The sequence below is a fragment of the bacterium genome, from assembly GCA_023150945.1.
GTDB lineage: Bacteria > Zhuqueibacterota > Zhuqueibacteria > Zhuqueibacterales > Zhuqueibacteraceae > Coneutiohabitans.
In genome coordinates, this window is the sequence record JAKLJX010000012.1 from 29756 (window position 1) to 52026 (window position 22271).

A 22271-nucleotide genomic window follows, 5' to 3' on the forward strand; every position below is an offset into this window, starting at 1 on the left:
AGCGATGCGGGTTGCAGTCATCGGCATCGGCGCATTGGGCAGCCTGTTCGCGGCGCGGTTTCATTCGCAGTGCGATTTGGTCATGTGCGGCGACTGGCCGGAGCAAGTGCAGGCCGTGCGCCGCGACGGCTTGACGTTGATCGACCGGCACCAGCGCGCCAGTTTGCAACGCGTGCGCATTGCCAATGAAGTGCGCGAAGTCGGCCGTGTCGACCTGGCTTTCGTTTTGGTGAAGAGTTACAAGACCGGGCAGGCGGCGGCCCTGGCGGAGCAGATTCTTTCGGCGGAGGGATTGGCGGTAACGCTGCAAAACGGGCTGGGTCACGCGGAAATCCTGCAGGCGGTGCTGTCGCCGCGCCGGGTGATCTTGGGCAGCACTGCTCAAGGCGCCACGCTGGTGCGTCCGGGCGTGGTGCGCCATGCCGGCGAGGGCCCGACATATCTGGCGCGGCCGGCGGCGTGGACGCCCGCGTTTGAACGATTGCTGCAGCTCTTCGAGCATGCGCAGATGGAGGTGCAGGTCATCGCGGAGGTCAACCGTGTGCTGTGGAGCAAGCTCGTTATCAGCGCCGGCATCAATCCGCTGACCGCGTTGTTGCGCCAGCCCAACGGCTATCTGGTGGAAAACGAGCCGGCGCGCGGCCTGATGCTGGAAGCCGTGGCCGAGGCTGCGCGTGTGGCGCGCACGCAAGGCGTGGCGCTCGATCCTGCCGAAGCCGGCGCGCAGGCGCTGGCAGTGGCGCGGGCCACGGCCGGCAATCAATCTTCGATGCTGCAGGATGTGCTGCGCGGCGCGCCCACGGAAGTCGAGGCGATTACCGGCATGATCGTGGCCTGCGGCGCGCCCGCCGGCCTGGCCACGCCGGTCAATGCCCTGCTGCTGCGCTTGCTGCGCACCGGCGCACAACAAATCGACATTGGCGCACTGGTTCGCTTGAGAGAACATGATCGTCACCTCTGAAATTGCCCGCGTGCGCGCGGTGCGCTGGGAAAATCCGCCTTTGCGCTGGGGCTTCGTGCCCACCATGGGCTACTTGCATGAAGGCCATCTCGCGCTCGTGCGGCGCGCCCGCGCCGAGAACGACAGAGTCGCGGTCAGCATTTTCGTCAATCCTATGCAGTTCGGCCCGCGTGAAGACTTGAGCACGTACCCGCGCGCACTCGCGCGCGATCTTGACCTGCTTGCGGGGGTGCCGGCTGATCTCGTGCTTACGCCGGGCGAAGCGGAGATGTATCCTGCCGGATTTCAAACGGTCGTCACCGTGCAGCACGTCGCGCAGCCATTGGAGGGAAGTTCACGGCCCACGCATTTTCAGGGCGTGGCTACGGTGGTGGCGAAGCTGTTCAACATTGTCCAGCCGGCGCGCGCCTATTTCGGCCAGAAAGATGCGCAACAAACCGTGGTGGTGCGCCGGATGGCGCAAGATCTCAATTTCAATCTGGAAGTCATCGTGTGCCCGACCGTGCGGGAAGCGGATGGCCTGGCCATGAGCTCGCGCAATGCCTATCTCTCGCCGGAAGAACGCCGCGCCGCCCCGGTGCTCGCGCGCGCGCTCACCGCGGCGCAGGAGGCCTGGCGCGCCGGCGAACGCCGGGCCGAAGCGTTGCGGCAATTGCTGCGCGACACCATCGCGACGGAGAAACTCGCGCGGGTGGATTATGTGAGCGTGGCCGACCCCATGACTTTGGCAGAGCTTGAAACCATCAGCGGCCCGGCGCTGCTCTCGCTGGCAGTCTTTTTCGGCAAGACCAGATTGATTGACAATCTGCAGGTGGCGGCAGATTAACACGCTGTTGCTTGGCGAGGTGCATGAACGTCTTGAGACAAACTTTGATCGTCATTCAACCAAGCCGGAAAGGCCGGACGCAAACGTGAAACCCATGTCGCTTCAAATTGCCTGGCGCGCTGCCGTGCCTGCTTTGGTTCTATTGCTGGGATGTAGCATGGAAAGAATCTCGCAAACGGAAGTTTTGTTCAAGGCCTATGCTCAGCCGGCAGCGCCCGGCGCCGCGGTGATGGTCATTCACAACGGCAAGCCGGTTTTAGTGCGGGCTTACGGTCTCGCCAATCTTGCGGAGAAATTGCCGGTGCTGCCTGCCACCAATTTCCGGCTGGCCTCGGTGACGAAGCAATTCACCGCCATGAGCATCATGATGCTGGTCGAACGCGGCAAACTGGACTACGAGCGCACGCTCGCCGGCCTCTTTCCGGATTTTCCGGAATACGGCCGCGCTGTGACCATTCGTCATCTGCTGCAGCACACCTCCGGCTTGATCGACTACGAAGATCTCCTGCCCGACACCGCCACGGTGCAGGTGCTCGACCGCAAGGTACTCGCGCTCATGCAGGCGCAGGACTCGACTTACTTTCCGCCGGGCACGCAGTATCGCTACAGCAATTCCGGCTATGCCGTGCTGGCGATGGTGGTCGAACGAGTCACCGGCATGCGCTTCGCCGAATTCCTGCGCGCCAACATCTTTGCGCCGCTGGGCATGAACAACACCGTGGCCTTCGAAAATGGGGTGTCGAGCGTCAAGCATCGCGCCCTGGGTTATCGCGAGGAAAACGGCGCGTTCGTTCTCAAGGACCAGAGCCTGACCAGTGCCGTGCTCGGCGACGGCGGCATCTATTCCTCCATCGAAGATCTGTTCAAATGGGATCAGGCGCTCTACACCGAGAGACTGGTCAGTGCCGCCACTTTGCAGCAGGCGTTCACGCCCGGCGTTCTCGCTGACGGCCGGCCGCTCGACTACGGCCTCGGCTGGCGCTTGCAGGAATATCGCGGCCATCGCCGCGTGCAGCACACCGGCAGCACCTCCGGTTTTCGCAACGTCATCCAACGCTATCCCGACGACAAATTCAGCGTGATCATTCTTACCAACCGCGCCGAGCCGGAGGTCGAAGAGTTGGCCACGCAGCTCACCGACATCTTCTTGTTTGGAAAATGACATGCCGGCAGCCTCACCGCAGCAGTCAATTGGAAAATCCCGCCCTGCCAAATCCTTGTGGCTGGCTTTGCTGAGCCTGAGCCTGTTGCACACCGGCTCTGCCGGCGCGACCTCCGGCGAGGAAACCAGGAATCACAAAAAGTCCGGGGAGAAACAACAATTGGTCACCGCCAACCTCGGCGAAGCGGCTGCCGTACCGGCGCCGGATTCGCTCGCGCGCCTGCCCGCCGCGCTCGAATTCGAATTGCAGGATCAACACGGCATCTCCCGCAGTTGCCGGTTTCCCGCGAGCAAGATTCGCGTGGTGACCTTCGCCGACCAGAAAGGCACGGCGCGCATCGAAGGCTGGGTGCGGCCGCTTTACCAGCGCTATCGCGACCGCATCGAGATTCACGGCGTGGCGATGCTGTCGGCGGTGCCGGTGCTCGCGCGCGGCCTGGTGAGCGGCATCATCAAAGCGAGTGTCGCCTATCCGGTGTTGTTGGATTGGGACGGCCGCGTCACGCAACACTACAATCAAGAGCGCGATGCTTTCCGGCTGGTGGTGATTGACGAAGCGGGCCGCGTGCACTGCAGCCTGGCCGGCGCCGCCAACAAAACCAGATTGCAGGCGCTGTTCGCGAGCCTGGATGCGCTGCTGGTTGCGGCGCCGGCGCCGCATGATCGAGACGGGAGCCATGCAGGAACAAGTCATTCTGGTCGATGAGAACGATCGCGCGCTCGGCATCGCCGAGAAGCTGATCGCCCACCGTGAAGGCCGGCTGCATCGCGCCTTTTCGATCTTCATCTTCAATGCGAGTGGCGAGATGCTGCTGCAACGCCGTGCGCTGCAGAAATATCATTCTGCTGGTTTGTGGACCAACGCCTGCTGCAGCCATCCGCGGCCGGGCGAATCACTGGCCCGGGCGACGCGGCGGCGGCTGCGCGAGGAAATGGGCTTTGAATGCCCGCTGCATCCGGCGTTTCAATTCATCTACCGGGCGGAACTCGAACACGGCTTGATCGAGCACGAATACGATCACGTTTTCATCGGCGATCATTCCGGCGAACTCCAGCCCGATCCCCGCGAAGTCATGGATCACCGCTGGCTGAGCCTGCCCGCCCTCGCACAGGAACTGCAAACTTCGCCGGAAAACTACACCGTCTGGTTTCGCATTGCCGCGCCGCGCGCCGTGCGTTCGCGCGGCTTGCCGGGATTTGCCGACATTGCCTGAAAACCCGCCATGATCGCCAGACCCAATTTTCACGTCACCCTCTGCCGATTGCTCAGAACGCTTGCCCCCGCCGCTCATGCCGGTGCCGCATTATCCGCCGTGGCGATGTGCGGCCTGCTGGCCGCCTGCGAACGCAAGCCGCCGGCAAAGGACATCAGCTCGATGCCCGGTCGCGCCGCCACCTGGGCCGGCACGGAAGCATGCCGGCCATGCCATTTCGAGCTGTATCAGGGCTTCAAGCACACCGGCATGGGTCGCAGCTTTGGCCGCATTGATTCCGCGTTGGTGGCGCCGCTGGTGGCGGCCGCCGGTGTCGTGCATGAGCCGCAGTCGGATTTCTCCTATTCCGTGCGCATGGCCGGCGGCCGGCTGTTCATACGTGAATTCCGGCAGGATGAGGCCGGCCGCCTTCACTTTGAGCAGGAGCGGCCCGCCGCCTATCAAATCGGCAGCGGCAATCACACCTTGAGCTTCATCGAGAACCGCAACGGCTACCTGTTTGAAATGCCGCTGACCTACTATGCGCTGCGAAAGCTGTGGGACATGAGTCCGGGCTATCGTGCGAACAACTGGCGCTTCGACCGGCCGATCAGCGCGACGTGCATGAACTGCCATAACGCGCCGACCGCAGTCACGCCGCAAACCGAGAATCACTTTGCGCAGGTGCCGCTGAGCATCGGCTGTGAGAATTGCCACGGCCCGGCGAGTGAGCATGTGGCAATCGCGCGGCAAGGCCATTTTTCGACGGAGGGTGTGCTCAATCCCCTCAATCTGAGTCGCGACCTGCAGATGGACATTTGCCAGCGCTGCCACCTCGAAGGCTTGAGCGTGTGGCACGACCACGTCACCCCGGAGCAAGTGCAGATCGGCCGGCCGCTGACGGCATTCAAAGCCGTGTTTGCCCAGGGCGGCGCGCATGAGAGTGAGCACGAATTCGGCATTGCATCGCAGGCTGACCGGCTGCGCCAGAGCGCGTGCTTCCAGAAGAGCGGCACGCTCACCTGCACCACCTGCCATGATCCGCACGAAAGTCCGCGCGTTTCCGGCCGGGAGGAATTCAACGACACCTGCCGCGGCTGCCACAATTCGCCGGGTGAAGTGCAGTGCGGCATGGCTGCCGCGCCGGCGCAGGATTGTGTCGGCTGCCACATGAAAGCCGGCGGCACGCGCGACATTCCGCACGTTCATTTCACCGATCATTACATTCGCAAACTGCCGGCTGCCGCCGATGCGGCCAATCGATCCAACCTGCCCGCGGTGCCGCCGCTGCTGCCGATGTTGCAGGCCGGCGAGCCCGCGGAGCAACTCATGCAACGAGGGCTGGCTTATTTTCAATTTCATCAAACCATGATTGCCGCGCCGGCCTATTTGGACAGCGCGATTGCTTTGCTCACCGCTGCCAAGCGACAACAGGCACAGCGCCAGGACGGTGAAGATGATTACGCGCTCGGCGGCGCCTATTTTCTCAAAGGCCAGCTTGCGCTCGCGGAAGCCGCACTGCGGGAAGCGGTGCGCCGCAATCCCAAGCACGGCCGCGCTTATTACGTTCTGGGAAATGTGCTGCTGCCGGCGCAGCGTCACGAGGAAGCGCTGCAGGCCTTTGCCCTGGGGCAGCAAGCCCAGCCGCTCTTTCTGGAAAATTATCTCGGACTGGCGCAGGCGCAAATGGCCTCCGGCAGTTTCGATGCCGCCGCCGCCAATTTGGCGCAGGTCATCGTGCAGGACTCGCTGTCCTTTCCCGAGGCCTTCTACTATTATGGCCAGATCGCGCACAACCGCCGGGAGTTTGCAGCGGCGCGCAGCTTCTATCGCCGGGCGCTGGCGCGCAATCCCGACATGATCCTGGCGTGGCTGAACACCGGCGCGACACACGTCTTCGAACAGAACTGGCGCGCGGCAATCGCCTGTTTTGACGCCATCCTGCAGCGCTTGCCCGACCACGTGCCGGCGTTGATGAACAAGGCCGTGTGCTTGAGGAATCTGGGCGAGAACAAGGCGGCCCGGACGATCGTAAACCGCGTGCTCACCCTCGAACCTCACAATCAAAACGCGCAGAATCTCCTGGCTGAACTGGCGGCGCGCTGAGCCGCGGCGCCGTTCCAGCCTTGGGTCTGCCTTTTCATAAACCGGAAATGAAGCGGGATCGAGTGAACGTCTCTCTGTCAAGCGACAGAAACGGATGCCAAATGAATGCACAGACCATGCTGTTGCTGCTTCTGTTTGCCGGTTGGATGAGCGCCTGCCGGGCGCAGTCTCCAGCGGCGCCGGTGCATGTGCCGCAGTGGGCGCAGGGCGCTGTGTGGTATCAAATCTTTCCGGAACGCTTCCGCAACGGCGATCCCGGCAATGACCCGACCGTCTCGCGCAGCCTCGGCCACAACCGGGCCGCGGAGTGGCAACTCTCGCCGTGGACTTCGAATTGGTACAAGCTGCAGCCCTGGGAACGCCGGCACAGCAGCGACTTCTACGCCGAGAACGTGTTCAATCGCATGTACGGCGGCGATCTCGCCGGCGTCATCGCCAAGCTCGATTATCTCGCCGATCTCGGCGTCACCGCGCTTTACTTCACTCCGATCTTCGAATCGCCCTCCTCGCACAAATACGACGCCAGCACCTGGCATCACATCGAAGCGGATTTCGGCCACAACCGCGACGCTGATCTTGCACTCATGCGCGCCGAGAAAAAAGACACCACGGCCTGGGCCTGGTCGAGCGCCGACAGCGTCTTTCTCGAATTAATCAAGCAGGCGCATGCCCGTGGCTTGCGGGTGGTGATCGATGGCGCCTTCAATCATGTCGGCCGCGAATTCTGGGCGTTTCAGGACGTGATCGCACAGCAAGCCAAATCGAAATACGCGGAGTGGTTCACCGTCGAGAGGTGGGACGATCCCGCCACCGCCGCGGACGAGATGAAATACGATTGCTGGTGGGACGTTTGGACCCTGCCGGAATTCCGCGAAGATGAGAACGGCTTGCCGGCGGGAGTGAAGGCGTATGCCTGGGCCATCACCCGGCGCTGGATGGATCCCAACGGCGACGGCAATCCCGCCGACGGCGTGGACGGCTGGCGCCTCGATGCCACCAAAGATGTGACCCCGGCCTTTTGGCGCGAATGGTGCGCCTACACCCGCCAGCTCAATCCCGAAGTCTATCTTTCCGCGGAAATTTGGGACGAGGCGCCGCATTGGATCAGCAACGAGATGTTCAACTCGGTGATGAATTATCCGCTCGCGTATGCGGTGATGAAATTCTTCATCAATCAGCAGCGCGCGACGCTGTCGCCGCCGCAGTTTCAGGAAGAATTGGCGCGCCTGCTCAAGCTCTATCCCGAAAGCGTGAGTTTGGGTTTGATGAACCTGGTGAACACGCACGATACCGATCGCCTCGCCAGCATGATCTGCAATCCGGACTTGGATTATGATCAGCGACGCTCGCCGCGCTACAATCCCAACTATGATCCCACCCAACCCGGCGCGGCCGCGGTGCAGGTGCAGAAGATGATCGTGGCGTTTCAAGCGACGTTCCCCGGCTCACCGTTGCTCTTCTATGGCGATGAAGCCGGCATGTGGGGCGCCGACGATCCCGATTGCCGCAAGCCGATGGTGTGGCCGGAATTCGAGTATGAGCCGGAAACTTATAAGGCCATCGGCCGGCAGGCGCCGGCGGCGGCGGTGCAGTTCGATCATGATCTGCACCGGCACTATCGCGCGCTGCTGCGCTTGCGGCGCGAGCATCCGGCTTTGCGCCTCGGCGCGTGGCAGCCACTGCCGGCGGAGGAGGCGCAAGGGTTGTGGGGTTTTGCGCGGCAGACGCAGGGTGACACCGTGCTGGCTTACTTCAATCTCGGGCAGCAGGAACAAACCCTCACGCTGCCGGCCGCTGCCACCACGTGGCAGGACGTTCTGCAAAACAAAATCACCGCCACTGCGGGCGGCGGCAGCAGCCTTGCGCTGCCGGCCAAAACCGCGGCCGTTCTGGTGCGCAAGAATTGAATTGCAGCCGGCATCGTTTCACCACGCCTGAGTGTTTGCCGCCAGTCTCACCACTCAATGCCTCAGTTACCGGGGGCGTCATATTGATCAGCAACGGTTGCACCGTTGCTTTTGGCGCCTGGAGCCGGGCATGGAGATGCCGCGGCACAGCCGTGGCGGATCATCCCCACCAATAACTGAGGCATTACCTCGCCACCGGCCATTTTGCGGCTTGCCTTCCCGGGCATTTTTGCCTATCTTTTCACATGATTATCTGCTCGGATTTTGACGGCACCATTGCACAAAACGATGTCGGCAGTTTGTTGGCCCGCACTTTCGGCGACCCGGTGGTCTGTCAACGTTGCGTCGCCTCCTGGAAAAGCGGCGAGATCAGCTCGCGGGAATGCCAGGAGCAAGAGCTGGCCACGGTGCGGGTAACGCCCGCCGCGCTGGCGGAACTCTGCGCGCAGCAGGCATTGAGTCCCGGGTTTGCAGAATTCGTCGCGCTGTGCCGTGGCCGCGGCTGGCCGCTGATCGTGCTGAGCGACGGCTTCGATTTCTACATCCGGCAGATCCTCGCCCGCCATGGTTTGGAACTCCCGCTCGTGAGCAACCATCTGCATTTCATTCCCCCTGATCGTGTGGCTGCCGACTTTCCCTATTGGCAGCACACCTGCGGCCGCTGCGGCAATTGCAAGGGCTATCACGTGCGCCGCTTGCGCCGGCCGGGCGAGCAAATGGTCTATATCGGCGACGGCTATTCCGATCGCTGTGGCGCCGCCGAGGCCGAGCTGATTTTTGCCAAACATGATCTGGCCGAGTGGTGCCAGACGAACCGGGCGGCCTATCACGCCTACGAAGATTTCCATGCGATTGCCAGGGTGTTAGCACAACGATCATGACAATTCTGCGCGACTTTCCCATTCTCAAAACCATCGGTGAATTTGCCGACCGGCAGGGCTGTGCCGTTTATTTGGTGGGCGGCTTTGTGCGCGACTATCTTTTGCGGCGGCTGAACGAAGAGGCGAATCGCAATGAAATGGATTTCGTCATTGTCGGCAACGGCATTCAATTCGCCACGGCCCTGGCGCGCCACCTGAAAGCGCCCAAGCCCACAGTGTTTCAGAAATTCGGCACCGCCATGCTGCACTGGCAGGAGCGCCGGCTGGAGTTCGTGGGCGCGCGCAAGGAAAGCTATCGCGGCGACTCGCGCAAACCGGAGGTAGCGCCGGCGGATTTGCCCGCGGATCTCGCCCGCCGCGATTTCACCATCAACGCGATGGCGGTTGGGTTGCACGCCGCCGAGGCCGGCCGGCTGATCGATCCCCACGACGGCCGCCGCGCCCTCGCCGAAAAAGTAATTCGCACGCCGCTCGAGCCGCAGGCCACGTTCAACGATGATCCGCTGCGCATTCTGCGCGGTATTCGCTTCGCGACGCAACTGCAGTTCAGCGTTGCGCCCGGCACGTTTGCGGCGATGCAGGCGATGCGCGAGCGGCTGCGCATCATTTCCCAGGAGCGTATCACCGAGGAGCTGCTCAAGATCATGGCCGCGCCCAAGCCCTCCCTCGGTTTCAACCTGCTCGACCAGGCGGGCGTGCTCGAGATCGTTCTGCCGGAGCTGCTGGAGCTGAAGGGCGTGGAGGAATATGCCGGCTATCAGCACAAGGACGTGTTCAATCACACACTGATGGTGTTGAATAATCTCTGCCGCGTTTCAGAAAAGATGCCGCTGCGGCTGGCGGCGTTGTTGCACGACATTGCCAAGCCGCGCACCAAGGAATTCAAGCCCGGCAAAGGCTGGACCTTTCACGGCCATGAGGAAGTCGGCGGCCGCATGATCCCTGCAATTTTCCGCCGCCTGAAACTGCCGATGGAATGGGCCGCCTACGTGCAAAAGCTCACCCGCTTGCATCTCCGGCCGATCGCGTTGACCGAGGAAGCCTGCACCGATTCGGCCTACCGGCGCTTGTTGTTTCAAGCAGGCGAAGATTTGGAGGATTTGCTGACGCTGTGCCGGTCGGACATCACTTCCGGCAACCCGCAACGCCGCAAGCAGCATCTCGAGAATTTTGACTTCGTGGTGCAACGCCTGCAGGAAGTCGAAGAGAAGGATCGCATGCGTGCGTTTCAATCGCCGGTGCGAGGCGAGGAGATCATGGCCCTGTGCGGCCTCGCACCCGGGCCGCTGGTGGGCAAGTTGAAGACCGCCATCGAAGAGGCGATTCTCGATGGCCTCATTCCCAATGAGCATGATGCGGCCCGCGCTTATCTGTTGCAGATCAAGGATCAAATCCTGGCGGACAGCAATCGGACGGATGGAAAACATCCGGAAACTTTTGATTGAATCGTCCGTCTCAATCCGTTGTTTTTGAACCTCAAAGCTGCCAGAGGGAGGAAAAATGAATTATGCTGATGCCGGCGTGAATGCCCCCGTTTCCCCGAAACCCCTGGGGGTTTTTGAACGCTTCATTGGGGTGTTTACCTCGCCTGCGGCGACGATGCGGGACATCGCCGCGCATCCCACGTGGCTCCCGCCCATGATCATTGCGGTGCTGGTCGCTCTGGTGTTTTCCATTTTTTCACAGGACTTAATCCTCGAACGCCAGCGCACCGAGGTCAGAAAGCGCAATCCCGAAATGACCGAACAACAGCTCGCCGTGATGGAGAAGATGACCAAGATCTCCACGCCCATCATGGCGGTGGTGATGACCCCGATCGTCTATCTGCTGATCGGCGGCGTTTTGCTGTTCACCGGCAACGTCCTGCTGGGCGGCGAGGCCAAATTCAAGACCCTTTTTGCCACGGCCTCGTGGAGCGGCGTGATCTCGGTCTTGAGCACGCTCATCAACGCGCCGGTGATGAAAGCGCGCGGCGTGTTGGAGAGCGCAACCAGTCTGGCGTTTTTGCTGCCGCCGGAGGACAACCAGACCCCGCTCTATTTTTTGCTGTCGCAGATTGATTTGTTCACCCTCTGGTGGGTGGTCGTGCTCGGCTTCGGATTCGCCGCCGCCTACAAACTCACCACCCAGAAAAGCATGACCGTGCTGTTCATTTGGTGGGCCGCGCTGGCGGCGGTCGGATTCGGTGTCAAAATGATGTTCCGTTGAACGAAGAAACGAAGGAGAGTTGCGGTGATCATGAAACAAAAATTGGCGTTACTCTGCGGCGCACTGCTGGCGCTGGTGACCGCGGGCTGGGCGCAAAACGGCAAACCCATGACGCTGCAGGAGTGCATCACCGTGGCCCTGCGCGGCAACTCGGCATTGTTGAATTCCGAGCGCCGGTACCGCATCGCCGGCACGGACGTGCAGCGCGCGCGCGCCGGAATCCTGCCTGCGATGGACCTGTCGCTGTCCTCGGGCCGCTTCCGGCAGGGCTCTCGCACCCGGTTAGGAGACGTGCTGGTTGGGTTTGATCCGGTCACCGGCCAGGCCGTTTACGAGCGCCGCACTTTGACGCAGGCCGGATTCAGCACGCCCGATCACTCCGCCCAAATTTCATTGTCCGTGCCGCTGTTTGATTTCGGCGCGAATTGGAACCGCATCCGGCAGGCGGGAGCCGCCGAGGATGCCAGCGCCAAAACTTACGCCTCGTCCCGGCAGAACACGATCCTGACCGTGCACCAGCGTTACTTTGGCTACCTGAAGGAGCGCCAGCTTCTGGCGGTCTACGAAGATGCCGTGAAGCTGAGTGAAGAGCAGCTCAAGCGCACCGAAAGCATGTACGAGATCGGCTCGGTGGCGCAGGGCGACGTCTTTCGCCAGCGCACGCAGCTCGGCAACGATCGCATTAATCTCATCACCCAGCAGAATCAGGTGCGCAATGCCCGCTCGCTGTTGAATGTCGCCATGGGCCGGCCGCCGGAGGCGGAGTTGGAAATCGTCGATATGGAGACCCTGCCGGAAGCGCGCGAATACACGCTGGACGAGGTGCTCAAGGTGGCGGTCGATAAAAATCCCGATCTGCAGAGCTACAAGTTTCAAATGCGCAGCGCGGAAATCGGCAAAAGCCTCGCGCGCTCCACCTTCCTGCCGAGCTTCTCTTTTTCCGGCGGTTATCGCCGCAGCCACAATGAATTCGAACGCGTCTATTCCGGCTTCGACAAGAACTGGAACGCCTCGGCCGGCATCGACATGCGTTTGAACCTGTTCAACGGCTTTTCGGACAAAGCCACGCTCGAACGCGAAAGCTTGAACTATCGCATCGCCGAAGAGGACTACACCGACCGCCTGCGCAACATCCGGCTGGAAGCCGAGCAGGCGTTGCTCAGCCTGCAGGCTTGGAAGGAAATCACCGCGATCAACTCGGACAACCTGAACTCGGCGCAGGAGGATCTGCGCCTGGCGCAGGAGCGCTATCGCGTGGGCGCCGGCACGCTGCTGGACATCATCAACGCCCAGACCAACCTGACGCGCGCGCGCGGCACGCTGGTGCGGGCGAAATATGACAGCATGATTGCTTATGCCCAGTTGAAGAACAGCATGGGCACGCTGGAGCAGTAACTGCCGGCCCGGCGCCGGTAAAGCGGTGCGTGTGACGCCGCCGGTCCGTCCTGGGCCGGCGGTGCCGGGCGCCAGTCAGCCGCTCAAAGAAGTTCCCTCTGTGAGAAGGAAGCCGTTATGTCGAAACGTACGAAACTGCTGATCGGCCTCGCCGGCATCGTCCTGGTCGGGGCCGTGGTGTTCTTCAATTTGCGGCGCGGGCGTGGCGATGAAACCGAGGTGCAGACGGAAAAAGCCAGACGCTCGGACGTGATTCAAACCGTCTCCGGCTCCGGCAAAGTGAAGCCGGTCATCGAAGTCAAAATCTCGGCGAATGTCTCCGCCGAAATCGTCAAGCTGCACGTGCAGGAAGGCGAGGCAGTGAAGAAAGGCCAGGTGCTGGTCGAGCTGGATCGCACGCGCTATCTCGCGGCGCTGGATCGCGCCCGCTCGGCGGTAAAATCGGCCGAAGCCAATCTGGTGAAGGCACGCAGCGATTATCAGCGGGCGCAGGAGTTGTTCGCGCGCAGCCTCTTTTCGCAGGCCGAGCTGGAAGGCGTGAAAGCCTCGCTCACGCTGGCGGAAAGCAGTGTGGAAGAGTCGCGTGCGGCCCTCAATCAAGCCCAGGACGATCTTTCCAAGACCACGCTGACTGCGCCGATCGACGGCACCGTCATCCAACTCAACAAGGAAGTCGGTGAGATTGCGCTGGGCTCGCAATTCACTTCCGATGTCATTATGACCGTCGGCGATCTTTCTGAGATGGAAATGATCGCACAGATCGACGAGAATGACGTGGTGCTGATCGACGTCGGCGATCAGGCCAAGCTGGAGGTCGATGCCCTGCCCGACCATCCGCTGCCCTGTGCCGTCACCAAAATCGCCAATTCCGCCACCACCACCGGCCGCGGCACGCAGGAAGAAATCACCAATTTCGACGTGACTGTGAAGATCTCGGAGAATCATCCCAAGCTGCGGCCCGGCATGTCGGCGACGGTGGACATTCAAACCGATATTCGCCCGAACGCGCTCAACATTCCTCTGCAGTGCGTCACCGTGCGGCCGAAGAGTGACTTGAAAGACACCACGCTGGCCTACATCGAAAGCCGGGCAGCACGCAAGGAGCGCGAGGAAAAAAGCAAAGTGCGGGAGATTTCCTCCAATGAGGAGGCGCAGAAGGAGCCGGCGGCTGCCGCCAAGAAGGACTTGATCGAAGTGGCGTTCGTGGTGCGTGAGGGCAAAGCCGTCATGGTGCCGGTGATCACCGGCATCAGCGATGACACTCACGTCGAAGTGTTGAGCGGTCTGCAGGAAAACGATGAAGTCATCACCGGACCGTATCGCATCTTGTCACGCCTGCTCAAGGACGGCGACCGCGTGAAAGTCAAGAAGGAAGAAGCCCGGCAGAAAGACGGGAAGAAGGAACAATCGTGAGGCGTTGCCGGCAAGCACGCAGCAGGCGCGAAGCCGGAGGCCAGAAATCGGGAGATTGACCATGCTTATCGATGTGCAACAACTCGTCAAGACCTACGCCATCGGCGAGATTCAAGTCAATGCCCTGCGTGGCGTGGACGTGCAGATCGGCGAGAATGAATACGTCGCCATCATGGGCCCTTCCGGCTCGGGCAAATCCACGCTGATGAACATTCTCGGGTGCCTGGACACGCCCACCGACGGCCGCTACCAATTCGGCGGCGAGGACGTGCACAAGATGGACGATGACCAGTTGGCCGAGATTCGCAACCGCCGCATCGGCTTCGTCTTTCAGACCTTCAACCTGCTGCCGCGCGCCACCGCGTTGCACAACGTCGAGCTGCCGTTGGTTTATGCCGGCGTGTCGGCGGCCAAACGCCGCGCCCAGGCGAAAACCGCGCTCGAGCGCGTCGGTCTGGCCGATCGCATGAATCACAAACCCAACGAGCTTTCCGGCGGCCAGCGCCAGCGCGTCGCCATCGCCCGCGCCCTGGTGAACAATCCTTCGATCATCCTGGCGGATGAGCCGACCGGCAATCTCGACACCGTCACCGGCGATGAGATCATGACCATCTTTTCCGAATTGCACCGCCAGGGCAACACCATCATCCTGGTGACGCATGAGGAATACATCGCCGAGCATGCGCGCCGCATCATTCGCTTGCGTGACGGCCGCATCGAGTCCGATGCCTTTATTTCGCGTGCCAACTGAGGCTGCATCGGCCGTGATATCGTGAAGTTGTGGGCTGCGCCACCCGGCGGAGCAACCGCCGCGGTGCGCGCGAGCGAAAGCAGCAGAATCATGCTCCCCATTTTCTCCGACCTGTGGGAAGGCACCAAGATCGCCCTGCAGGCGTTGCGCGCCAACAAGCTGCGCTTCCTGCTGACGACGCTGGGCATCGTGATCGGCGTGATGACCGTGATCACGATCGTGGCGTTGATCCAGGGCATCAATCAAGCCTTCTATGAAGAAATTTCTTCCATCGGCACCGACACTCTTTACATTCAAAAATTCGCCTGGGTCAACAACAATGAAGAAGACTGGGTGCGCTTTCGCAACCGCAAGGATATCACCCTGCGCGAATACGAGGCGGTGGTGAAACATGCCACGTTGGTGAAGGCGGTCACGCCCAGCATCTACACCCGCGCCGCCGTCAGGTACAAGGACAACGGGATCACTGGCGTGTTGATCGCCGGCACCAATGACAACTACATGGTGACCAGTAACACTGCGCCGGAACGGGGCCGCTTCATTTCCACGCAGGACGTCGACTACCGCCGCAACGTCTGCGTGCTGGGTGCCGAAGTTGCCGAGAAGCTCTTCGGCCGCGCCGATCCCCTCGGCGAGCGCATCAGCATCGGCGGCCGGCGCTTTCGCGTTGTCGGCGTGCTCGCCGAGCGCGGCAAGATTTTCGGTTTCAATCCCAACGTGCTGGTGGTGATTCCCTTCGGCACTTTCGAGAACGCCTTCGGCCATCGCCGCTCGGTCGAGATTCAAGTGAAAGTCAACCATCCTGCCCTGCTCGACGCCGCCCAGGACGAGCTCACCGGCATCCTGCGCCGCGTGCGCAAAGTGCCACCCCACAAAGAAGACGACTTCGCCATCAACCGGCAGAGTCTGCTGACCAATCTCTACAACAGCCTCACCGCCGGGCTGTGGGGGCTGGCCATCGGCGTCGGCTCGATCTCGCTGCTGGTGGGCGGCATCGGCATTATGAACATCATGCTGGTGTCGGTGACGGAGCGCACGCGCGAAATCGGCATTCGCAAGGCCATCGGCGCGAAGCGGCGCGACATTCTCTGGCAGTTTCTGGTGGAGACCATGATCATTTGCAGCCTGGGCGTCGTGCTCGGCATTCTCGCGGCGGTCGGCGTGGCGTTTGCCGTCAAGCAGGCTTTCTCGTTCCCGGTGGTGTTCACGCCCTGGATCATCCTGCTCGGCTTGGGGTTCGTGGTGACCATTGGCCTGTTCTTCGGCATCTATCCGGCCAGCAAGGCCGCGCGGCTGAACCCGACGGAGGCGCTGCGCTATGAATAAACCTGAACGCGCGGGCGAGGGCGCCGGAGCGGCGTGCGGCGCGCAGGAGTGTTTGCCATGATCTTCAGTGAAAACCTCGACATTGCGCTGAATGCCATTCGCGCCAACAAGCTGCGTTCCTCGCTCACCCTGCTGGGCGTCATCATCGGCGTCATGACCATCATCGGCATGCAGTCGATCGTGGGCGGCTTTCAGCGGGATTTGGAGCGGCAGCTCACCGTGCTGGGCGCGAATACCTTTCAGATTCAAAAATTTCCACCGCTCATCACCAGCCGCGAGCAGTGGCTGCGCTATCAAAACCGCAAGGACCTGCGCGCAGACGAGCTGGAGGCGGTGATGGAACACGCCTCGCTCGCCCGCAGCGTCAGCGGCGAACACATGCAGTTCGGCGCGGTGATCCGCTATCGCGACCGCAAGACCACGCCCACCGTCATCGTGGTCGGCGCCACCAGCGAATACCTCGACAATAACGGCTACCTGCTGCGCACCGGCCGCTTTCTCAACCCGACCGACGAGCAGTACACCAGCCACATCGCCATCCTGGGCAGTGATCTGGTCAGCCGCCTCTTTCCCTTCGAAGATCCGGTGGGCAGCGAAATCCGCATCGATGCGGAGCGCTTCCTGATCGTGGGCACGCTCGAAGAAAAGGGCCGGGTGTTCGGCAACAGCCAGGACAATCTCGTTATCATTCCGCTCAGCACTTTCGAAACGATCTACGGCGCCAAGCGCTCGATGTCGATTCAAATTCAGGCGGCCAGCCCGTCGCAGTACGACGCCACGGTCGAGCAAGTGACCGGCATTCTGCGCGCCGTGCGCAAAGTGCTGCCCGGGGAAGACAACGATTTCGAAATCTTCTCCAGCGGCTCGCTCATCGAAACCGCCAACAAGCTCACCAGCGTGGCCGCCTGGGCCGGCCTGGTGATTGCCGGCATTTCGCTGCTGGTCGCCGGGGTCGGCATCATGAACATCATGCTGGTGTCGGTCACCGAGCGCACCCGCGAGATCGGCGTCCGCAAAGCCATCGGCGCCAAGCGCCGCGCGATCCTGCTGCAGTTTCTCATCGAAGCCATCGTGCTGTGCGAGATCGGCGGCGTGCTCGGCATCGTGCTCGGCATCGGCGTGGGCCAGTTGATCAAAGCCGTCTTCGATTTGGCGGTGATTCTGCCCCTCGGCGCGATTTTTCTCGCGTTGATCTTCTGCTCGCTGGTGGGCCTGTTCTTCGGCATCTATCCCGCGGCCAAAGCCGCACGCCTCGATCCCATCGAAGCGCTGCGCTACGAGTAAGCGCCGCGGCTGCTGCCGGCGCCGGCAGACAGCGGCCGCAGTGCAGCAAACCCACGGGTGACTCGCAACGAGTCGCGCGTGGGTTTGCTGTTTTTGATCAAATCGCGCGAGCGGATAATCCTTCGCCTGCCGTTGTTTTTCCCCATGCTGTCATCCCGCGAGGATCCTGTGAAGGCCCCGGCACACCGCCGGGTCATTCGCGGGATTCTTGCTGAATGACACGTCCACGCCGTTGCGCCGTTCCCGACCCGCCAAGCCTTCTGCGTTCGGCTAACATGACTCAGCGATAGTGATTCTTCTGGCTCGCGACGCGGCTGCGATAGAACTCCGCCAGGCCGTCACGCGGATTGCGGCACAGGTAAACTTGCACGCCGTTCTCGCGGAAATAGCGGTTGTTCACCTGGCCCGCCAGCTCGATGTTCGCGAAGTGGGGAAGGAGATCTTCGCCCAATTCATCATTCACGTAGATCAGCGTGCGGAGCGCGGCGCTGTCGGGCGCCCAGAGCACGAACGATTCATTGAAGCTCACCGGCTCCGGCAGGCCGCTTTTTTTTCCGTAAAATTTGATCGCGCCGGCTTGACCGTAGTTTTCGGCGTAAATGGCGGTATGCGCCTTTTCCGCTGCGCTCAAACCGTCGTACGTCCGGATGACGATCTCCGCCAGCTCGCGCCAGCCGGTCATATCCGCATAATCCTGCGGCAACTCGTGCACCCGGCCGTCTTCCCACACCAGCGCGCCTTCCATGCCATAGGCCCGGCTCGCCTGCGCATACGCCGCCATTTGCTCCAGCGACAGCAACGGCAGGCTGTAGGGCAGGCCGGGCAGGAAGAGTAGAATCATCAACGCCAACAGCGCCGGCCGCAATACGCGCCCGCGCCGCGCACCCAGCCTTTCGAACGCAACCCCGCCGGCCGCAAACAACAGCGGATACGCGCCCAGCGTGTAGTAGGCTTTGCCGCTCAGCGCCATCAAGATCAGAATCACCAACACGCAGGTCAGGCCCAGGGCGCGCCACTCCCGTGCCGCCGGCGCAAAGAGCAGATAGAACAATCCCGCCAGCCACAGCGGCACGGCATGCAGATTCATGAGCAACTGCTGCAGCAGGAAGCCCACGGGTTCGACATGCACCAACTGCGTGCGCCGCAATTCCGCCATATGCCCGATCACCGGCCAATTGTGGCTGTGCTGCCAGAGCAGGTTGGGCAGAATGATCAGCGTGCCCAACACCACCCCGGCAACAAAGTGTTTTGACCGGATGAGATTTCTCTGTGGCGTGAGCAGCAAAGCCAGCAACGCCGCGAGCACGAAGAACACGATGGCATACTTGTTCAAAAAGGCCAGGCCCCAGGTGAGGCCCAGCCAGATCCAATACCGCGGATTCTGCGTCTTGATGAGTTTGACCATGAGATAGCCGCTGAGCAGCCAGGCGAACTGATCGAACGAAACCGGCATCAAGAACGTGTTGCTGCGCAGAAAGGCCGGTGAAATCAGAAAGGCGGTGCACGCCAGCACCAGCGCCCACGTGCCGCCGCCGAGTTCTTTCACCAGCAGCGCAATGATGACGATCGTGAGGGCGCCGGTGAGCGCGGGAAAAAAGCCCGCGGCAAAGGCGTTGTGGCCGAGCAGCCACAGCGCCACCTTGCCGATCATCGGCGTGAGCGGCGGCACCGAGACGTAGCCCCACGCGGGATGATCCGCCAGGGCCAGATAGAGATAAACATCACGGTGCAGCTCATAATTGGTGTTCGTCAAAAAATGCAGCGCGAGTTTGATCAGCGCCAGCGCCAGGACGAGAATTCCCTCCGGCACGAATTTCAGTTTCGACTGGCTCATTTTTCATCCCTGTGTTTGATGCGATCGGAAGGCGACCCACCCGGCTGGTGCCGCGCCGGGCGCCCGCAAAGAGGCTGGCGCATGATACGCAATTTTTGCGCTGGTGTTGGGCAAAATGTCACGAGCGGGATTCTGGCGGGGAGGAACGGCCGGCGGTTGCGCCGGACCGGCTCCGCGGTGATGACGCTGTGCTGATTCGTGACGGCACCGCGTGAGAGGCCTTTTTTCCATGGAGAATTGGGTTGGCTTGAATGCGCTCGGCAGTTTCAAGTTGGTTGCTTCCAGATCGGCTCGCTGCAAAAGCATTCTCGCCTGCGCGGAGTGTTCTTTCGACCTGTGTTTATGCTGGTCTCGTGACGATTCTGCAAGTCTCCGGCGCCTCCCAGTTTGGCCAAAAGCATTCACGCCGGCACGCAAAGCCGCAAAGGTTTGCCAGGATTTCCCAATCATGACTCGAATCATTTCTTTGCGCGCCTGTGCATCTTCGCACTGAACGCGTTTTGATGACGAGGAAAACAAACACTCACCGCCGAGACGCGGAGAGCGCCGAGAAAAGCATTGATGAAAAAGAACTCCGCGAACTCGGCGTCTTCGCGAGCGCCGTTGCCTTCCTTGGTTCCGGATGGTGCGGATTGGCGTGAAATGCAAACCTTCACGAGCAACTGCTCGCGCGCTCACTGCGGCGGCTGCACCACGCCCGCCTGCCACAGCATGAAGGCATAATCCAGCGCAATTTCGCGCAGCCGGTCGTAGCGTCCCGAAGCGCCGCCGTGCCCGGCGCCCATGTTGGTCACGAGCAGCAGGGGATTTTGATCCGTCTTCAAGCTGCGCATCCTGGCGACGTATTTCGCCGGCTCCCAATACATCACCTGGCTGTCATTGAACGAAGTTTTCACCAGCATGGCCGGATAGCGCCGCGCTGACAGGTTGGTGTATGGGCAATATTGCTTGAGGTATTGATATTCCTCCGGCTGGCGCGGATTGCCCCATTCTTCGAACTCCGTGACCGTGAGCGGCAGGCTCTCATCGAGCATGGTGTTGATCACATCCACGAACGGCACGTGGCTGACCACGGCTTTGAACAGCTCCGGCCGCAGATTGGTCACCGCGCCCAGCAACAATCCGCCCGCGCTGCCGCCCTCGATGATCAAACCTTGCGCTGCGGTGTATTGCTGCGCGATGAGATACTCGGCGCAGGCAATGAAATCGGTGAAGGTGTTCATCTTGTTCAGCATGCGGCCCTGATCGTGCCAGGCCTTCCCCATCTCACCGCCGCCGCGAATGTGGGCAATGGCCACCGCAAAGCCGCGGTCGAGCAGGCTCACGCGGTTCGAGTTGAAGCCGGCGTCATAGGAAAAGCCGTACGCGCCGTAGCCGTTGAGCAGCAGCGGCGCGCGGCCGTTCTTGCGGAATCCCTTTTTGTAAACAAGGGAAATCGGAATGCGCGCGCCGTCACGCGCGGTGGCCGACAGCCGCTCGCAGAGGTATTGATTTTTGTCATAGCCGCCCAGCACCTCGGTTTGTTTGAGCAGCGTGCTGCGTCGCGTGTTCATGTCGTAATCATACACCGAGCTGGGCGTGATCAGCGATTGATAGTTGTAGCGCAGCGTCGCGGTGTTCCACACCCGGTTGGTGGCGGCATAGGCGCTGTACACCGGCTCCGGGAAAGCCAGATAATGGCTCGCGCCGGTGCGCAGGTCGGTGATGCGAATCTGCTCCAGCCCGTTTTTGCGTTCGGAGAGCACGTAATGATCGGCGAAGCAATCGATGCTTTCCAACATCACCTCAGGCCGGTGCGGCACGATTTCCTGCCAGTTCTCCGGGCTGGGATCGCTCACCGGCGCGCTCACCAGCCGGAAGTTGCGGCCGGTGTCATTCACGCGAATGAAAAACCGCTCGCCGTGATGCTCGACCTCGAACTGGCGCTCGGCCTGGCGCGGCAGCAACATCTGCCACTCGCTCTGCGGCGCCGCCGCGGGAATGAAACGCGCCTCAGTGGAAGTCAGACTGGCGGAGTAAACGATCAAACAAGCCTGGCTGCGCGTGCGGCTGCCCCACAGGCTGAAGCGTTCGTCCTGCTCTTCATACAACAATTCCGGTTGCGCGCCGAGGCGGTGGCGATAAAGGCGGTAGGGCCGCTTGGCCGCGTCTTTGGTGACGTAGAACAGCGTTTGGTTGTCCGCCGCCCAGAAGACTGAGCCGACGTCGCGGGCGCGATCGGGCAGCAGCGCGCCGGTGCGCAGGTCTTTGATCTGCAAATCGTAAACGCGGAACCCGGTGGTGTCGGTGGAAAATGCCAGCAGATTGCCGTCCTCGCTCACTGCATAGGCGCCGAGTCCCATGAACACCTTGCCCTCGGCGAGCTGGTTGAGGTCGAGCGTGATTTCTTCCGGCGCCGCGAGCGCGCCGGCTTTGCGGCAGTAGATGGGATATTGCCGGCCCTGCTCGGTGCGGCTGTAGTAGAAGTAGTTGCCTTCGCGATAGGGCACGGAGAGATCGGTTTCCTTGATGCGGCCGAGCATTTCTTGATACAGTTTTTCCTGCAGCGGCTGGGTGAAGGCCAGCACTTGCGCGGCATAGGCGTTCTCGGCTTCGAGGTATTGCACCACGGCGGGATTCTGCTTTTCCCGCAGCCAGAAATATTCGTCCACGCGCCGGTCCTGGTGGAGGGTATCGACTTTGGGTTGCTTGGCGGCCACCGGCGGCGCGGGTTGCGCCGTTGCGCCGCCGACCAGCATGAGCGCCGCCGCGCAGGCGATCGCCATGCCGGCCTCGATGAAAAACCGGCTGGGGAATTCCATCATGTTCCACCTCCTCGGTAAGGGATTGTTGTTCGAATCAGCCGCCGTGAGTACGCGGATGAGCTTTTCAAACTTGGAATAGAATTCTAACCTTCCACCAACAGATAGATTAAGGCCAACTGATGGAAAGGCTTTTATCAGTTGGGTTGTTTCTATCGGTTGGCAAATTTTTGTGCTGCCCGAAGGGCCAAGTTCTCAGCTTGTCAGAAAACTTGCGTAGGCG

Annotated in this window: 18 protein-coding genes; 15 read left to right on the forward strand and 3 right to left on the reverse strand. The window is 61.5% G+C overall.

Going from position 1 to position 22271, the window contains the following annotated elements; genetic code table 11:
• Positions 1–4: 4 nt before the first annotated feature.
• The 15 genes from L6R21_16000 to L6R21_16070 all read left to right on the forward strand — a co-directional run bounded on the left by L6R21_16000 (position 5) and on the right by L6R21_16070 (position 17413).
• Positions 5–961: a 2-dehydropantoate 2-reductase gene (locus L6R21_16000; protein MCK6560696.1), complete on the forward strand. Its 957-nt coding sequence runs from the start codon at positions 5–7 to the stop codon at positions 959–961.
• Positions 945–1787, forward strand: a complete 843-nt coding sequence (gene panC / locus L6R21_16005) for a pantoate--beta-alanine ligase (protein ID MCK6560697.1) — start codon at positions 945–947, stop codon at positions 1785–1787. The genes L6R21_16000 and panC overlap by 17 nt, the downstream gene beginning before the upstream one ends.
• 157 nt (positions 1788–1944) lie before the next feature.
• Entirely contained in the window at positions 1945–2949 is a 1005-nt protein-coding gene (locus L6R21_16010; protein MCK6560698.1) for a beta-lactamase family protein, read from the forward strand.
• A 1-nt stretch (position 2950) separates the two neighbouring features.
• A complete protein-coding gene (locus tag L6R21_16015) occupies positions 2951–3655 on the forward strand; it encodes a hypothetical protein (GenBank protein MCK6560699.1) in 705 nt (234 codons plus the stop codon).
• Positions 3609–4163, forward strand: coding sequence for an isopentenyl-diphosphate Delta-isomerase (gene idi, locus L6R21_16020; GenBank protein MCK6560700.1), 555 nt, complete (start codon positions 3609–3611; stop codon positions 4161–4163). Before L6R21_16015 ends, idi begins: the two co-directional genes overlap by 47 nt.
• 9 nt (positions 4164–4172) lie before the next feature.
• Positions 4173–6248 carry a tetratricopeptide repeat protein gene (locus L6R21_16025; GenBank protein MCK6560701.1) on the forward strand — a complete coding sequence of 692 codons (2076 nt, stop codon included), beginning with the start codon at positions 4173–4175 and terminating at the stop codon, positions 6246–6248.
• 101 nt (positions 6249–6349) lie between these two features.
• Positions 6350–8155, forward strand: coding sequence for a DUF3459 domain-containing protein (locus tag L6R21_16030; protein ID MCK6560702.1), 1806 nt, complete (start codon positions 6350–6352; stop codon positions 8153–8155).
• Between the two features lie 245 nt (positions 8156–8400).
• On the forward strand, positions 8401–9036 hold the full coding sequence (locus tag L6R21_16035) for an MtnX-like HAD-IB family phosphatase (GenBank protein ID MCK6560703.1): 636 nt from the start codon (positions 8401–8403) through the stop codon (positions 9034–9036).
• Positions 9033–10481 carry a CCA tRNA nucleotidyltransferase gene (locus L6R21_16040; protein ID MCK6560704.1) on the forward strand — a complete coding sequence of 483 codons (1449 nt, stop codon included), beginning with the start codon at positions 9033–9035 and terminating at the stop codon, positions 10479–10481. The genes L6R21_16035 and L6R21_16040 overlap by 4 nt, the downstream gene beginning before the upstream one ends.
• A 55-nt stretch (positions 10482–10536) precedes the next feature.
• On the forward strand, positions 10537–11244 hold the full coding sequence (locus tag L6R21_16045; protein ID MCK6560705.1) for a YIP1 family protein: 708 nt from the start codon (positions 10537–10539) through the stop codon (positions 11242–11244).
• Between the two features lie 30 nt (positions 11245–11274).
• Positions 11275–12639 (forward strand): TolC family protein, encoded by a 1365-nt coding sequence (locus tag L6R21_16050; GenBank protein MCK6560706.1) that lies wholly within the window; start codon positions 11275–11277, stop codon positions 12637–12639.
• 117 nt (positions 12640–12756) lie between these two features.
• Positions 12757–14052, forward strand: a complete 1296-nt coding sequence (locus L6R21_16055) for an efflux RND transporter periplasmic adaptor subunit (protein MCK6560707.1) — start codon at positions 12757–12759, stop codon at positions 14050–14052.
• 61 nt (positions 14053–14113) lie between these two features.
• Entirely contained in the window at positions 14114–14803 is a 690-nt protein-coding gene (locus tag L6R21_16060; protein MCK6560708.1) for an ABC transporter ATP-binding protein, read from the forward strand.
• Between the two features lie 90 nt (positions 14804–14893).
• A complete protein-coding gene (locus tag L6R21_16065; GenBank protein ID MCK6560709.1) occupies positions 14894–16129 on the forward strand; it encodes an ABC transporter permease in 1236 nt (411 codons plus the stop codon).
• Positions 16130–16186: 57 nt separating this feature from the next.
• Positions 16187–17413 (forward strand): ABC transporter permease, encoded by a 1227-nt coding sequence (locus L6R21_16070; GenBank protein ID MCK6560710.1) that lies wholly within the window; start codon positions 16187–16189, stop codon positions 17411–17413.
• On the opposite strand, the gene L6R21_16075 is transcribed toward L6R21_16070, so the two are convergent.
• The 3 genes from L6R21_16075 to L6R21_16085 form a co-directional block, all read right to left on the reverse strand.
• On the reverse strand, positions 17404–17559 hold the full coding sequence (locus L6R21_16075; GenBank protein MCK6560711.1) for a hypothetical protein: 156 nt from the start codon (positions 17557–17559) through the stop codon (positions 17404–17406). The genes L6R21_16070 and L6R21_16075 overlap by 10 nt on opposite strands.
• A 134-nt stretch (positions 17560–17693) precedes the next feature.
• The gene (locus L6R21_16080; protein ID MCK6560712.1) at positions 17694–19247 is read right to left on the reverse strand and encodes a glycosyltransferase family 39 protein; all 1554 of its coding nucleotides are present in this window, start codon (positions 19245–19247) and stop codon (positions 17694–17696) included.
• Positions 19248–19921: 674 nt separating this feature from the next.
• Positions 19922–22051 carry a S9 family peptidase gene (locus L6R21_16085; protein MCK6560713.1) on the reverse strand — a complete coding sequence of 710 codons (2130 nt, stop codon included), beginning with the start codon at positions 22049–22051 and terminating at the stop codon, positions 19922–19924.
• Between the last annotated feature and the right edge of the window lie 220 nt (positions 22052–22271).

What these genes read in the sequence shown, in the direction of transcription:
- L6R21_16000 (MCK6560696.1), top strand. Translation starts at nt 5, where the DNA reads ATGCGGGTTGCAGTCATCGGCATCGGCGCATTGGGCAGCCTGTTCGCG.
- panC (MCK6560697.1), top strand. Translation starts at nt 945, where the DNA reads ATGATCGTCACCTCTGAAATTGCCCGCGTGCGCGCGGTGCGCTGGGAA.
- L6R21_16010 (MCK6560698.1), top strand. Translation starts at nt 1,945, where the DNA reads ATGGAAAGAATCTCGCAAACGGAAGTTTTGTTCAAGGCCTATGCTCAG.
- L6R21_16015 (MCK6560699.1), top strand. Translation starts at nt 2,951, where the DNA reads ATGCCGGCAGCCTCACCGCAGCAGTCAATTGGAAAATCCCGCCCTGCC.
- idi (MCK6560700.1), top strand. Translation starts at nt 3,609, where the DNA reads ATGATCGAGACGGGAGCCATGCAGGAACAAGTCATTCTGGTCGATGAG.
- L6R21_16025 (MCK6560701.1), top strand. Translation starts at nt 4,173, where the DNA reads ATGATCGCCAGACCCAATTTTCACGTCACCCTCTGCCGATTGCTCAGA.
- L6R21_16030 (MCK6560702.1), top strand. Translation starts at nt 6,350, where the DNA reads ATGAATGCACAGACCATGCTGTTGCTGCTTCTGTTTGCCGGTTGGATG.
- L6R21_16035 (MCK6560703.1), top strand. Translation starts at nt 8,401, where the DNA reads ATGATTATCTGCTCGGATTTTGACGGCACCATTGCACAAAACGATGTC.
- L6R21_16040 (MCK6560704.1), top strand. Translation starts at nt 9,033, where the DNA reads ATGACAATTCTGCGCGACTTTCCCATTCTCAAAACCATCGGTGAATTT.
- L6R21_16045 (MCK6560705.1), top strand. Translation starts at nt 10,537, where the DNA reads ATGAATTATGCTGATGCCGGCGTGAATGCCCCCGTTTCCCCGAAACCC.
- L6R21_16050 (MCK6560706.1), top strand. Translation starts at nt 11,275, where the DNA reads ATGAAACAAAAATTGGCGTTACTCTGCGGCGCACTGCTGGCGCTGGTG.
- L6R21_16055 (MCK6560707.1), top strand. Translation starts at nt 12,757, where the DNA reads ATGTCGAAACGTACGAAACTGCTGATCGGCCTCGCCGGCATCGTCCTG.
- L6R21_16060 (MCK6560708.1), top strand. Translation starts at nt 14,114, where the DNA reads ATGCTTATCGATGTGCAACAACTCGTCAAGACCTACGCCATCGGCGAG.
- L6R21_16065 (MCK6560709.1), top strand. Translation starts at nt 14,894, where the DNA reads ATGCTCCCCATTTTCTCCGACCTGTGGGAAGGCACCAAGATCGCCCTG.
- L6R21_16070 (MCK6560710.1), top strand. Translation starts at nt 16,187, where the DNA reads ATGATCTTCAGTGAAAACCTCGACATTGCGCTGAATGCCATTCGCGCC.
- L6R21_16075 (MCK6560711.1), bottom strand. Translation starts at nt 17,559, where the DNA reads ATGGGGAAAAACAACGGCAGGCGAAGGATTATCCGCTCGCGCGATTTG.
- L6R21_16080 (MCK6560712.1), bottom strand. Translation starts at nt 19,247, where the DNA reads ATGAGCCAGTCGAAACTGAAATTCGTGCCGGAGGGAATTCTCGTCCTG.
- L6R21_16085 (MCK6560713.1), bottom strand. Translation starts at nt 22,051, where the DNA reads ATGATGGAATTCCCCAGCCGGTTTTTCATCGAGGCCGGCATGGCGATC.